General features: G+C 71.7%; 12 protein-coding genes and 1 pseudogene. 3 read left to right on the plus strand and 10 right to left on the minus strand.

Annotated elements, in window-relative coordinates; translation table 11 throughout:
• The coding region (locus tag VF542_RS09780) for a formate/nitrite transporter family protein (protein WP_408651516.1) at positions 1-722 on the plus strand (722 nt) is incomplete at its 5' end.
• A gap of 50 nt (positions 723-772) precedes the next feature.
• Here VF542_RS09780 and VF542_RS09785 read toward each other — a convergent pair.
• Both VF542_RS09785 and VF542_RS09790 read right to left on the minus strand, forming a co-directional pair.
• A complete protein-coding gene (locus VF542_RS09785) occupies positions 773-1,036 on the minus strand; it encodes a hypothetical protein (protein WP_408651517.1) in 264 nt (87 codons plus the stop codon).
• Positions 1,037-1,137: 101 nt separating this feature from the next.
• Positions 1,138-2,352, minus strand: coding sequence for an ATP-grasp domain-containing protein (locus VF542_RS09790; RefSeq protein ID WP_408651518.1), 1,215 nt, complete (start codon positions 2,350-2,352; stop codon positions 1,138-1,140).
• 363 nt (positions 2,353-2,715) lie between these two features.
• On the opposite strand from VF542_RS09790, the gene ahcY reads away from it, so the two are divergent.
• A complete protein-coding gene (gene ahcY, locus VF542_RS09795; RefSeq protein ID WP_408651519.1) occupies positions 2,716-4,176 on the plus strand; it encodes an adenosylhomocysteinase in 1,461 nt (486 codons plus the stop codon).
• A 255-nt stretch (positions 4,177-4,431) separates the two neighbouring features.
• Positions 4,432-5,220: a GAF and ANTAR domain-containing protein gene (locus VF542_RS09800; RefSeq protein ID WP_408651520.1), complete on the plus strand. Its 789-nt coding sequence runs from the start codon at positions 4,432-4,434 to the stop codon at positions 5,218-5,220.
• Here VF542_RS09800 and VF542_RS09805 read toward each other — a convergent pair.
• The 8 genes and pseudogenes from VF542_RS09805 to VF542_RS09840 form a co-directional block, all read right to left on the minus strand.
• Positions 5,183-5,617, minus strand: coding sequence for a hypothetical protein (locus tag VF542_RS09805; RefSeq protein ID WP_408651521.1), 435 nt, complete (start codon positions 5,615-5,617; stop codon positions 5,183-5,185). The genes VF542_RS09800 and VF542_RS09805 overlap by 38 nt on opposite strands.
• 1 nt (position 5,618) lies before the next feature.
• Positions 5,619-6,335, minus strand: a complete 717-nt coding sequence (locus VF542_RS09810) for a hypothetical protein (RefSeq protein WP_408651522.1) — start codon at positions 6,333-6,335, stop codon at positions 5,619-5,621.
• 154 nt (positions 6,336-6,489) lie between these two features.
• On the minus strand, positions 6,490-7,206 hold the full coding sequence (locus VF542_RS09815) for an SDR family NAD(P)-dependent oxidoreductase (RefSeq protein ID WP_408651523.1): 717 nt from the start codon (positions 7,204-7,206) through the stop codon (positions 6,490-6,492).
• Complete coding sequence (locus tag VF542_RS09820; protein WP_408651524.1) at positions 7,203-8,360, minus strand: aminotransferase class I/II-fold pyridoxal phosphate-dependent enzyme; 1,158 nt, start codon at positions 8,358-8,360, stop codon at positions 7,203-7,205. Before VF542_RS09820 ends, VF542_RS09815 begins: the two co-directional genes overlap by 4 nt.
• Complete coding sequence (locus tag VF542_RS09825) at positions 8,344-9,711, minus strand: APC family permease (protein WP_408651525.1); 1,368 nt, start codon at positions 9,709-9,711, stop codon at positions 8,344-8,346. The genes VF542_RS09820 and VF542_RS09825 overlap by 17 nt, the downstream gene beginning before the upstream one ends.
• Entirely contained in the window at positions 9,704-11,122 is a 1,419-nt protein-coding gene (locus VF542_RS09830; RefSeq protein ID WP_408651526.1) for an FAD-binding oxidoreductase, read from the minus strand. Before VF542_RS09830 ends, VF542_RS09825 begins: the two co-directional genes overlap by 8 nt.
• Positions 11,119-12,717, minus strand: coding sequence for a thiamine pyrophosphate-dependent enzyme (locus tag VF542_RS09835; RefSeq protein WP_408651527.1), 1,599 nt, complete (start codon positions 12,715-12,717; stop codon positions 11,119-11,121). Before VF542_RS09835 ends, VF542_RS09830 begins: the two co-directional genes overlap by 4 nt.
• Positions 12,714-12,944 (minus strand): annotated as a pseudogene (locus tag VF542_RS09840) (ABC transporter substrate-binding protein); the annotation flags it as partial. The gene VF542_RS09835 and the pseudogene VF542_RS09840, both read right to left, overlap by 4 nt.

Here is a 12,944-nt window from a genome sequence, read left to right on the forward strand (position 1 = left end):
ATGACCGGCTCTCGCGGCCGTTGTTGCCGCTGGTGGCCACCGGCTTCCTGGGTGGGGTCGATGTGGGGGTGGGCGTGCTGGCCTACCTGGTGGTCAGGCACGAGACCGGCAGCTCGCTGCTCGGCGCGCTGGCCTTCACGATCGGCTTCGTGGCGTTGCTGATGGCCCGCAGCGAACTGTTCACCGAGAACTTCCTGGTGCCGGTGACCGCGGTGGTGGCCGGCCGGGGTTCGATCGGACAACTGGCGCGGTTGTGGGGTGTGACGCTGGTGCTGAACCTCGCCGGTGGCTTCGTGATGGCGGGCATGATGGTCGTGGCCCTGCCCGACCTCCGGCCTCTGGCGGTCGAGTCCGGCAGCCATTACGCCGAGCTGGGCGTCTCCTGGCGCTCGTTCTTCCTGGCTGTGCTGGCCGGCACCGTCATCACGCTGCTGACCCGGATGCAGCACGCCAGCGACGACATGGGGGTCAAGCTGGTGCCGGCGGTGCTGATGTCGTTCGTGCTGGTCGGCGGCCAGCTGTTCCACTCGGTGCTCGACTCGATCCTGATGTTCGCCGGGCTGCTCAGCGGCGGGGCCGAGTACAACTGGGCCGACTGGTTCGGCGCGCTGCTCTGGTCATCTTTCGGCAACCTGGTGGGCGGCCTGGTGCTGGTGACCTCGGTACGGCTGCTGCGGGTGCCGCACCGGGTCCAGGAGGAGCGCCGGGAGAACACCGGCTGAGACCCGCCGCAGCTGGCGGCTGGCGGAAACGAGCCCCAGCGCCCGCTGGGTCAGGCCGGCCGGTGCAGCGGTGTCACCGACGAGTCGTCGGCCAGCGCCGGGTCGGCGGCGGGGTGCTCCACGATGGCGATCACCCGGCCGCTCATGAACCGGGCGGTGCGCACCGGGGTGCCGCCGCGGGTGACCTCGGTGACCTCGACCAGGCCACGGCCGTGGCTGACCTCGACCCGGCGGCCCGCCCTGGTGGCGGTGATGGTGTAGGTCCGGCTGCTCTCACCGGCATCTATGACGATCTCGACGCTGTCGCCTCGCATGCCATTCTCAACCCCGCTGGAGCCCCCGGTATTCCTGGCCTGGACGCGGTTAGGCCTACCGGTCGCACCCGCTTCACCGCACCGAGAATTACCGGCGGCGATCAGCTTTGCCGGGCGGCCCGGTGCTCGGCCAGCAGCCGGCGGGCCTGGGTCAGCGCCGGTGCCGGGTCACGCCAGCGGCCGATGCTGTGCACGGCGCCCACGCCGGCATACAGCGCGCCCGCCAGATCCCGGGCCACTCCGCCGCGCCGCTCCAGGAGGGCCCGGCGCAGGTCGCCTTCCCACCAGCTGTACCGCACCCCGGCGACGGCGGTCACCGGCTCGTCCGTACTTCCCGGCTCGTTCGTACTTCCCGGCTCGTTCGGCACGACCGGCACGATCGGCTCGACCGGCTCGACCCCGCGGCCGGTGGCCAGCGCCGCCCAGGTGGCCGGCAGGTTCGCCCCGGCGGCCACCGCGAGAGCCAGCGAGCCGTAGAAGCGGCCGTTGAGGTCGATCAGCCGGGGAATCCCGTCAGCCGGCACCAGGAACTGCAGCTCGGCCAGGCCGAACCAGCCGAGGGCGGCGAGCAGGGCCGCGGCGCGTCCGGCCAGCTCCGGGTCGACCGGCACGCTGACCGCCCGGCAGCTGGCCCCGGCACCGGGTGGCCAGACCCGGGACGCGACCTGCATCGACTGGGCGGCGACCCGCCGGCCGCCGGCAGTGGTCACGGCGGCATAGGCCATCAGCTCGCCGTCCAGGAACTCCTGCACCTCGGCCTGCCCGCCCAAGGCGGCGATCTCCGAGACCCGGCGGCGAGTGGCGGTGGCACCGACCACCACGTTGGTGTCGATCCGGGGCGGCGCCCCGGCCTGGCCGGGCTGGGCGTGCATCCGGGCCTTGACCACCACCGGCCGGGTCTCGTCCGAGAGCGAGTCCGGCGCCAGCGACCGCGGCACCCGCATGCCGGCTGCCACCGCTGCCTCGGTGAGCCGCGCCTTGTCCAGGGCGTGCAGCACGACCTGGTGGTCGGCGTGCGGCACCACCGCCGGCACCGCGGCACGGTGCTCGGACAGCGTCAGCACCTCGGCCTCGCCGGCGCCGAAGACCACGTCGTAGCCGCCTTCGGCCACTGCCCGGGCCACCGCGGCCAGGAATGCCTGCTGGTCCTGGTGAGCGGCCGGCACCGGGTGCCGGCGGGAGCAGGCCCGAGACGAGGACGCCAGGCCCCGGCCGTCCGGCGCCCCGACCCCCACCTGCCAACCGGCCTGCGCCAGCGCCCGGACGGCCGCCAGCGCACCCCGGCTGAACCCCTGCTCGACCACCAACGCCCGCACCGGGACACCCCGCGTCCGTACCGCGCGCGGGACCGGTGGGCTCTCGGACGCGTCGCTGAGCCACCCTAACCGGCCGCGTTCCAGGCACCTCTCGCGCCGTCGGCAGGCCCGCGAACGAGCCGTTCGAGGGAGTGGCCGGCGGCCTCACCGTGGTAAACTCGGGGTGCGCCGAACATGGCGCGGTCCAGGTCGAGAGGCGCTGCGACGGAGAAGATCCGCCACGCTCGATCCGTGATCACGTGAAGGGCGCCTCCTGTCCAGGAGGTGCCCTTTGTTACGTCCTCCTCCACACGCAACCGCCCCGGTCGGGTGTCCAGCCGGCTCGGGCTCTGACGCCCCATCACTCGTCATCCGGAAGGAATCATGAGCACAAGACTGCAGAACGTAAACGGAATGGACTTCGCGATCGCCGACATCTCGCTCGCGGAGTACGGCCGGCACCAGATGCGGCTGGCCGAACACGAGATGCCCGGCCTGATGGCCATCCGTCGTGAGTACGCCGACGCCCAGCCGCTGCGCGGCGCCCGGGTCGCCGGATCGCTGCACATGACGATCCAGACCGCAGTGCTCATCGAGACCCTGGTCGCGCTCGGCGCCGACGTCCGCTGGGTGTCCTGCAACATCTTCTCCACCCAGGACGAGGCCGCGGCGGCTGTCGTGGTCGGTCCGGACGGCACTCCTGAGCAGCCCACCGGCACCCCGGTCTTCGCCTGGAAGGGCGAGACCCTGGCCGAGTACTGGTGGTGCACCGATCAGCTGTTCGACTTCGGCAACGGCCAGGGCCCGAACATGCTGGTCGATGACGGCGGTGACGCGACCCTGCTCGTGCACAAGGGTGTCGAGTACGAAGCAGCCGGCGCCGTGCCGCAGCCCTCGGAGGACGACCACGAGGAACTGCAGGAGATCCTGAGGACGCTGACCGAGAGCCTGGCCCGCGACAAGCAGCGGTTCACCCGGATCGCGGCCGACATCAAGGGCGTCACCGAAGAGACCACCAACGGCGTCAAGCGGCTGTACAAGCTCGCCAAGGACGGCCAGTTGCTGTTCCCGGCGATCAACGTCAACGACTCGGTCACCAAGTCCAAGTTCGACAACAAGTACGGCATCCGGCACTCGCTCGTCGACGGCATCAACCGCGCGACCGACGTGATGCTGGCCGGCAAGCTTGCCGTCATCTGTGGCTACGGCGACGTCGGCAAGGGCGCGGTCGAGTCGCTGCGCGGCCAGGGCGCGCGTGTCGTGGTCACCGAGATCGACCCGATCTGCGCGCTGCAGGCTGCCATGGACGGCCTGCAGGTGGTCCGGGTCGAGGATGTGGTGTCCGAGGCCGACATCTTCATCACCACCACCGGCGGCCGCGACATCATCATGGTCGAGCACATGGCGAAGATGAAGCACAACGCCATCGTGGGCAACGTCGGCCACTTCGACACCGAGATCGACATGGCGGGCCTCGGCCGGGTTCAGGGCATCAAGAAGGTCGAGATCAAGCCCCAGGTGCACGAGTGGACGTTCCCCGACGGGCACGCGATCATCGTGCTGTCCGAGGGCCGGCTGCTCAACCTGGGCAACGCCACCGGTCACCCGAGCTTCGTGATGTCGAACTCGTTCACCAACCAGACCATGGCGCAGATCGAGCTCTACACCAAGCAGGGCGAGTACGAGAAGCAGGTGTACGTGCTGCCCAAGCACCTGGACGAGAAGGTGGCCCGGCTGCACCTGGAGGCGGTCGGCGCGCACCTGACCGTGCTGAGCAAGGAGCAGGCCGAGTACCTCGGCGTCGACGTCGAGGGCCCGTTCAAGTCCGACCACTACCGCTACTGATCCCTGCTCGGCGCCGATCCCATCTCGGCGACGGGCGGATCGGTGCAAGATCGCGCGGGCGTACATCGCCGCGGGTCTGCCGAACGAGAGACAGCACCGGCCCGGAGTCAGCCACTGGCGATTTCGGGCCGGTGCTTGTTGCGCGGGACCCGGACGCGGTGGCTGCGTCCAGGCGTGCGCGCGGTACCGTCGAGGGAGCCGGCGGGAGTCTGAGAACCCACACTCCCGCCGGGAAAACGGAAAGTCACCACGCTGATGACCCTGTTCGAGAACCCCGGTGGTGGCGAGGGCGACCGCCCCTCCTTCACCGCCAAGTCCGAACTTGCCCAGCAGTACCGGGCAGCCTGGGCGGACAGCGATCCCGCCACGGCGGTACCCGAGTTGCTACCGGTGAGATTGGCGCGGGCCTGCGTGCAGGTGCTGCCGGTGGCCGGCGCCGGGCTGAGCCTGCTCAATCACGATTTCAGGGTTCCGGTGGGAGCCAGTGACGAGGTGGCCAGCGTCGCCGAGCGCCTGCAGTTCACCCAGGGCGAGGGACCCTGCCTGGACGCGGCGCGCAAGAGCCGGATCGTGATCGCCGGCGAGGCCGACATCAAAGAGCAGTGGCCACTGTTCGCCGCCGACTTCTTCGCCCACACGCCCTACCGGGGAGCACTGTGCATGCCGTTGCGGCTCAGCCCGGAGACCGTGGGTGCGCTGGACCTGTTCGTCACCCATCCCGACGACCTCGCCAAGATCAGCCTCACCGACGCCGTGGCCGTCTCCGACCAGATCATGGATGCCCTGATGATCGCCCAGGCCATCACCGGCTCGGTCGGAAGCTTCTCCGAGGAACCCGAGCCGGTGTGGCTGCAGAGCGGTGCGGTACGCGACCGCACCAACGTCTGGGTGGCGATGGGAATGCTGATGACCCGCCTGGAGACCACCGCCCCCGATGCCCTGGCGGTGCTGCGCGGCTACTCCTACAGCCACGGGGCCTTGCTCGACGAGGTCGCCGGCGACCTGATCAGGGGCCAGCTGGACGTGGAACAGCTGCAGGGCTGAGGCCGATCCGGACCGACCGTCCGGCCAGCGCGCCGAGTGCCGCGATCACCACGAGCGACTCGGAGGCGACCGACAGCATGCCGAGCGGTTCGAACCAGTTGCCCACGTCATCGGCGAGCATCGGGAAGGCCACCAGCCGGGTAGCCGCGTAACCGAGGACCGCCAGCCCACAGGTGAGCACCGACAGGGCATAGACCACCGGGGTGTCCCAGCTGATCGCGGCGCTGGCCAGCACCACGCAGGCCGCGCTCAGCACCACGAACAGGACTCCCATGTACGGCGCCTCGTCCAGGTGCGGCCGGATCACCGGGAGATGTGCCCCGGCGGCGACCAGCACCGCCGGGACCATCAGCCAGCGCCAGCGTGATTCCAGGCGCGCACTGAAGAACGAGGTCATGTCACTTGGCCATCTTGGCTGGGTTGTCCACGGCGAAGAACAGGAAGAGGTTCGTCGGGATCGGGCCGACGACGTTCTTGTCCTTGTTGCGGATCAGCTTCTGGATGTAGCCGAGGGTCTTGTGCTCCAGGATCTCGTGGTAGGTGTGCGGGTTGGTGACCCCGACGATCCGGACGTCCCACCACTCGGCCTTGCCGGCGTTGGCGGTGTTGATGAAATGGTCGTGGCCCGGCACCGCGAAGTTCTTCAACGCCGCGGTCAGCTGCGCGTCGGTGAGCTGCGGGTAGAGCGGCTTGAGTGCCGGCTCGAGCCGGGTGAGGTCCATGGTGCCCGGGTGGTCCACGCAGATCAGCCGGTCCGGGCAGTCCAGCATGTTCATCGGTTGCTCGAAGCCGAGCGGCACGGTGATGTAGAGCGGATCGAAGTCCTTCGCCGGTGCCTTCTGGTACGGCGCGCCGGCCTCGCACCCGGTGCTCGCCGCCGACGCCACGCTGGTATCGCAGAAGAAGCCCTTGGTGTAGGTGAACCTCGCCGTCTTGCCGTGCAGGAACGCCTCGGTCATGCCGAACTCGTTCACCCCGTGACCGGGCCTGACGGCATTGCTGGGTGTCGAGTCGGTGGTGCTCGCCTGCGCGATGCCCAGGCCCCCGACGAGGGCCACCGCGGCCGAGACCGCCAGCGCGCCCACCCGCCGCCGTGACCTTGCGATAGTGCTCATGTCTCATCCCCCCTGCGCCACCCCCGTGATGGCGTCATCGGGGGATTCGGCAGCGGGGCGCCGGTCGGATTGCCGCAACCGCCGATCGGTGTGCCGCGTCCGGTGTCAGGTCAGCCGGCGGCCGACGTCAGGCGGGCCGGCTGTGTCAGTACAGCTAAGCGAGTCCGAGACCGCCTGCGACGGTGACCACCTGGCCGGTGAGGGACAGCCCGCCGCCGGTGGCCAGCTGCCAGACCGTGTCGGCCACCTCCTCCGGCGTGACCAGCCGGCCGGTGGGCACCCGGGCCAGGTACCGGGCCAGCGCCTCGTCCCGGTCGGGGGCGACCGTGCCGAGCACGTCGTCGCGGATGCCACCGTCCACCAGGGCGGGGGCGACCGCGTTGCAGCGGATCGGCAACCCGGCCCGGGCACAGTGCAATGCCACCGACGTCGTCAGGTGCTCCACCGCCGCCTTCATGGCCCCGTAGGCGATCATCGACGGGGTAGCCAGGTGCCCCGCGGTCGAGGACAGGTTGACGATCGACACCGGATGCTGCCAGCCGCGGCTGATCACCTCGCGGCAGCCCAGCCAGGAGCCCACCACGTGGCTGTCGAGCACGTCGTGCCAGGCCTGCGGGGTGGCCGACAGGACGTCCTGGGGGGTGGCACCCAACCCGCCCGCGGCGTTGACCAGCACGTCGAGCCGGCCGTGCCGCTCGACCACCGTGTCGATGACCTGCCGCCAACCGTCCGGGTCCCGCACGTCGTGGGCCAGGCCATCGGCCTCCGGGTGGCGCCCGGTGCGCACGACGGTCGCGCCGTCCTGCTCGCCACGGCGGCCGATGGCGGTGCCGAGCGAGCCGAAGCCACCGGTGATGAGGACGACGGTCACGTCGACGGGCCCTTGCCGAGCCGGTCCCGCAGCCGGCGGCTGGCCTCGGCCAGGGTGCCTGGCTGCTTGCACAGGGCGAAGCGCACCACGGTGGCGGCCTCGGTCATCGGCTGGGAGTAGAAGACCGAGAGCGGCAGCCCGGCCACCCCCTGATCCACCAGCATCCGCTCACACCAGGCGGTGGCCTCGGTTCCGACATCGGCCAGCACGTAGAAGCCGCTCTCGGGCACGGTGGCCGGGATGCCCAGCTCGGTGAGGGTGTCGACGAAGGAATGCACCCGCTGCGACATCCCCGCCACCGTGCCGGTGATCAGGTTGTCGAAGTCGGGGCTGTCGAGCACCCGGGCGACCGCCAGCTGCAGCGGGGTCGGCGGGCAGAAGGTGACGAACTGGTGGGCGGCCCGGATCCGGCGGGTCAGGCCCGGGCCGGCGATCGCCCAGCCGACCCGCCAGCCGGTGACCGCCAGGGTCTTCGACGCCGAGGAGATCTTGACCCGCAACTCCGGGTCTCCCACCAGGTCCAGCACGCTGCGGTGCTCGCGGCCGTCGAGGTTGAGGTGCTCGTAGGTCTCGTCGGACACCACCACGATGCCGCGGTCTGCCAGCTCGGCCACCGCCTGCCACTCGGCGTCGTCCAGGGAGCGCCCGAACGGGTTCCACGGGCTGTTCACCACGATCGCCTTGGTGGCGGCGGTGGTCACGGCCGCCAGGGTGGCCGCGTCCAGCCGGGCGTCCAGGCCGCCCAACCGGATCGGACGGACGATCCCGCCGAACCCGGTGATGACCGGTGCGTACTGCTCGTAGGCCGGCTCCACCACGATCGCCTCGTCACCCGGGCTGATCAGCGCCGCCATCGTGCTGTAGTACGCCTCGGTCGCTCCCGCGCACACCGTGATCTCGGTGTCCGGGTCGAGCGGGCCGTACCTGCGGGCCAGCGCCGCCCGCAGCAGCGGATGGCCGGCGCTGGGCGCGTACTGGTGCTCTCCCCCGGCGCCCACCTCGGCCAGCGCCGCCAGCACCTGCTCCGGCGGCCCGTGGTCGAAGACGCCCTGGGCGAGGTTGACCGCACCGTGGCGAACGGCCGCCGCCGGGATCCGGACGAACACCGACTCCGCGGGAGCGGCGCCGGCGGGTGGATTAGCGATGCGGACCATCGATGCTCCTCTGTTGGGCGGCAGGTGCCGAGGCCTGGTCGGCGACGGCAGGCGCCGAGGCCTGGTCGGCGACGGCAGGTGCCGAGGCCTGGTCGGCGGCCGAGGCCAGCCGCCGGCGGCGGATCAGTTGGGTGGCCAGGGCGCCCGCCAGCACCACCAGACCGTAGACGGTGCGCCACCCCGACTCGACCAGGCTGATCACCATCACCACCAGCAGCAGCAGGTTGGGCGCCGAGCGGACGGTGAGGCCCCGGATCCGGACGTAGGACACGATGCTGAGCAGGTACATGAGGATGAAGATCGCGCTCGCGGTGGCCACCGCGTCGACCAGCAGGCCCGGGTAGCCGACCAGTACCGAGGTGGTGGCGGCGAACAGCACGGCCAGCAGCAGCAGCGCCCGCCGCGGCACCCCGTCGGCGCTGACGACCGCCAGCCCGGCCGGCAGGATCCGGTGGCTGCCGGCCTGCGCGACCAGCCGGGACACCCCCCACACCCAGGCCACCGCATTGAGCGTCATGGCGAACAGCGCGATCGCCGTCACGCACAGCGTGACCAGCTGATGCGGCTCGATGGTGCCTGCCAGTTGCAGCAAGCCGGCCACCTGGTCGACGTCCGCACGGTCCAGCCGGACCGCGATGGCCACCGTGAGCAGGATGGTGAACAGGCCGTAGACCCCGAGCGCGATCACGCTGACCGGCAGGAAATCCCGCTCCGGATCGCGGAACTCCCGGCTCAGGAACGTCAGGTTCTCAAACCCCGCGAAGGCCCAGAACGCCAGGATCACCGCCGGCAGCACCACGCCCAGGTCAGCGGTGTCCGGGTTGACCGTGCCCAGCCCGCCGCGGGTGGCCGGCAGCGCCGACACCAGCAGCACGGTGGCCATCGCCACCAGCGCCCAGGTGGTGGCCGTCTGCAGCCGGGTGTTGGTCTTGACGCCGAACAGGTTCGACGCCAGCGCCGCCAGCAACACCGAGACCGCGGCGAGCACCTCCACCAGCCGGCCGGTGTGCAGCGCGTGCCCGACATAGCGGCCGGCGACCAGCGTGCCGGCCGGCAGTCCGATGATCACAAGGGACAGGAACAGCACCGGCACGCACCGGGCGAAGGCGTCGCCGAGCCCCTCCCGGATGAAGGCCTCGATGCCGCGGCCGTCCGGGTTGCTGCGCACCATGTCCTCGAACATCAGCAGCATCGGCAGGCACAGCACGGTGGCCAGTGCCCACACCAGCAGGCTGTTGCGCCCGGCCGCGACGTAGACGGCCGAGGGCAGGAACAGGATCCCCGACCCGGCCACCGATCCGATGGCCAGCGGGATCGCCTGCCGCCGGGTGAGGCCGTGCTTCTCAGTCAAGCGAGGCCTCCCAGGGCAGTACCCGGCCGCGGTTGAGGATGCCCGCCGGGTCCAGCAGCCGCTTGAGCGAGCGCATCAGGTCCACCTCGTCCGGCGAGCGGGTGTAGCCGAGGTAGGGCTGCTTCTCGAACCCGATGCCATGCTCTGCCGAGATCGAACCAGAACAGCGGGCCACGCACCCGTACACGATGTGCTCTACCTCGGCCTTGCGCTCCCGGGTGCGCTCCCCCGTCACCACGGCGATGTGCACGTTGTCATCGCCGAGGTGGCCGAAGACCAGCAGCTTCACCTGCGGCCAGCGGGCGCCCAGTTCGGCTCGCATCTGCTCCAGGCAATCCTGCAGGGACCGGGCCGGCACGCTGACGTCGAAGCCGAACAGCGGCTGCATCCGCAGGATCTCGCCGGGGATGCGCTCGCGGGCCTGCCAGAAGACGCCGAGCTCCGCGGCCGTGGTCGCCACCGCCGAGTCCAGCAGCACGTCCTCGACACCGGCCAGGCAGCGCAGGAACGCCTCGGCGTCGGCGTCGGGCCGGCCGCCCTGCACCTCGGCCAGGACGTAGATCGGATATCCCGGCGGCAACGGCAGCCGCAGGTCCAGGCTCTCGAGCACCCGGTAGGCATCGGCCCAGACCACCTCGAAGGCGGTGAGCATGCCCGGCAGCTCATTGCGGAGCGCGGTCAGCAACTCCAGCGCGCCGGCGACGTCGGCCACCGCGCAGAACGCGCCGGCCCGGGTGCGGGGCGCCGGGCGCAGCGCGATGGTGGCCGCCGTCACGACGCCCAGGGTGCCCTCGCTGCCGATGAACAGCTGCTTGAGGTCGAAGCCGGCGTTGTCCTTGACCAGCGACGTCGACAGCTCCACCAGCCGGCCGTCGGCCAGCGCCACCTGCAGCGACCGGACGTGCTGGCGGGTCATGCCGTAGCCGACCACGTTCACCCCGCCGGCGTTGGTGGCCACGCAGCCGCCGATGGTGGCGCTGCCCTTGGAGGCCAGGTCGATCGGCACGATCAGCCCGTGCCGGGCCGCCTCGTCCTGCAGGTCGCTCAGGGTGACCCCGGCACCGGCGGTGACCGTCCCCACGGCGGGGTCGAGCTGCCCGATACTCCTCAGCCGCTCGGTCGAGAGCACCAGCTCCTCCGGGCCGGGGACGCCGCCGGACACCAGGCCGGTCATGCCGCCCTGCACCACCACCGGCTGGCCGTGCCGGGCGCAGTAGCGCAGCACCCCGGCCAGCTCCTCGGCAGTGCCCGGGCGCACCAGGACGCTGGCCACGCCCTTGCGGTCACTGCCCCACAGGTCCTGGACGTGCCGGGCCGGCACCTCGTCCCCGGTCAGGACGTGCCGGTGGCCGACGATCCCGGCCAGCGCCGGGGCATGCCGGCCGACGCCGGCCGGAACTCCTGCCGTCACGACGGGCCCGGCAGGTCGTGGTTGGCGTGCACCGCTCGCAGGCTGGTTCGCACGTGCACCAGGTAACCCTCTCTGCTGGCCAGCGCCCGCCGGATGGCGTCGCGGACCTGCTCCGGCCGCTCGACCCGCTCGCCAGGCACCCCGAACGCCGCCGCCCAGGTGACGAAGTCCGGGTTGGCCAGCCCCGTGCCGCAGTCGGCGTCGGGAAAGTATCTCCCCTGATGGTCACGGATCGTGCCATAGCTGGCGTTGTCGGCCACCACCACCACCGGTGCCCGGCCGGCAGCCCGTGCCACCGCCAGCTCGTTGCCGGTCATCAACAGCCCGCCGTCGCCGACCACCGCCACCGCCGTGACGTCCGGGTCGCGCAGCACCGCCGCCACCGCGGCCGGCACCCCGAATCCCATCGCGCCGCCGGCCAGGGCAAGCAGCCGCTGGCCGGGACGCAGCCGGACGTAGCGGTGGATCCAGCTGCTGAAGTGCCCGGCGTCCAGGGTCAGCACGGCATCGTCGGGCAACTCGGCGTCCAGCGCCTGGGCGACCAGGGCGAAGTCCAGCCCGTCGTCGGCGGCACGGATCTCCGGCCGGGCCAGCGCACCGGCGAGCTCCCGCCAACCGGCGGCCCAGTCCGCCGGCCGGTCCGGCCAGGGCCGGTCGGCCAGCTCGCGGAGCACCTCGAGGGGAGCGTCGTCATAGACCGTGATCAGCTGCTGGTCGGTGTGCCACCGGGCCAGCTGCACCTCGTCGGGGCGGCCGCCGAGAAAGACCACCAGGTCGGCCTGGGCCAGCCGGTCCCGCAGCGGTTGCGGCGAGCCCAGGTGCAGGTGCCCGGCATAGCCGGGGTGCCGGTTGTCCATCAGGTCCTGCTGCTTGTTGCCGGCCAGCACCGGGACCGCGCTGCGCTCGGCGAACCGGGCGAGCAGGCCGGCCACCTCGGTGCCCGGGCCGCCGGCCACCCGCAGCAGCCGGCCGGCGACCAGCACCGGCCGCTGGGCGTCGGCCAGCGCCCGGGCCAGCCGTTCGAGTTCTGGCCCCCGGTCACTCGCCGGTCCGGTCGCGACGGCGGGCACCGCCACCTCGGCTGCCTCGTCGTAGAAGACGTCCTCGGCCACGATCAGCGCCACCGGGCTCGGCGCCGGCCCGGTGAGCAGCGCGGCGACCTGGCTCAGCGCCTCGGCCAGGCCCGCGCCGTCAGCCACCGTGACCACCGGCGCCAGGCCGCCCAGGAAGCCGCTGAGGTCGGTGCCCTGGAACCCGGTCGCGGGATCCGTGCCGCGCCGCGGCCCACCGACGATCAGCAGCAGCGGGGTGGGGTCGGCCCGGGCCGCGTCCAGCGCGATGCTGGCATTGGTGGCACCGGGTGACCGGTTCACCGCGACCACCGCCGGCCCGCCGCGCAGCCGCGCGTCGGCCAGCGCGCACAGCGCGGCGTTGGCCTCGTGCCGGGAGGTGATCAGCTGGATGCCCGCCTTGCCGGCATGCCCGAGCAGCGGCAGGAACGCCTCGCCGGGCACGGTGAACAGCCGATCACAGCCCAGGCCGTCCCGCAGGAAGCTGAGCAGCTCCTGCGCGACAGTGGTGTTGCCCGAACTCATCGGCGCGACCGCGGGTCGAGGTACTCGCCGGTGACCGACTCCGGCGGCCAGACGATGACCGCGTCGTCGGCGCTGTCGCCCACCGCCCGGTAGTGCTGCAGCACGATCTCCGGCGGCTGGTGGTGCCCGTCGCTGTCCGACCACGGAAAGGACACCGGGCCGCGCCAGGTGTCGAAGCTGGCGCTGCTCAACGCGGCGTGCAGCGCGGCCCGGTCGGTGGCCCCGGC

This window comes from Jatrophihabitans sp. (assembly GCF_036389215.1).
Taxonomy (GTDB): domain Bacteria; phylum Actinomycetota; class Actinomycetes; order Mycobacteriales; family Jatrophihabitantaceae; genus Jatrophihabitans_A.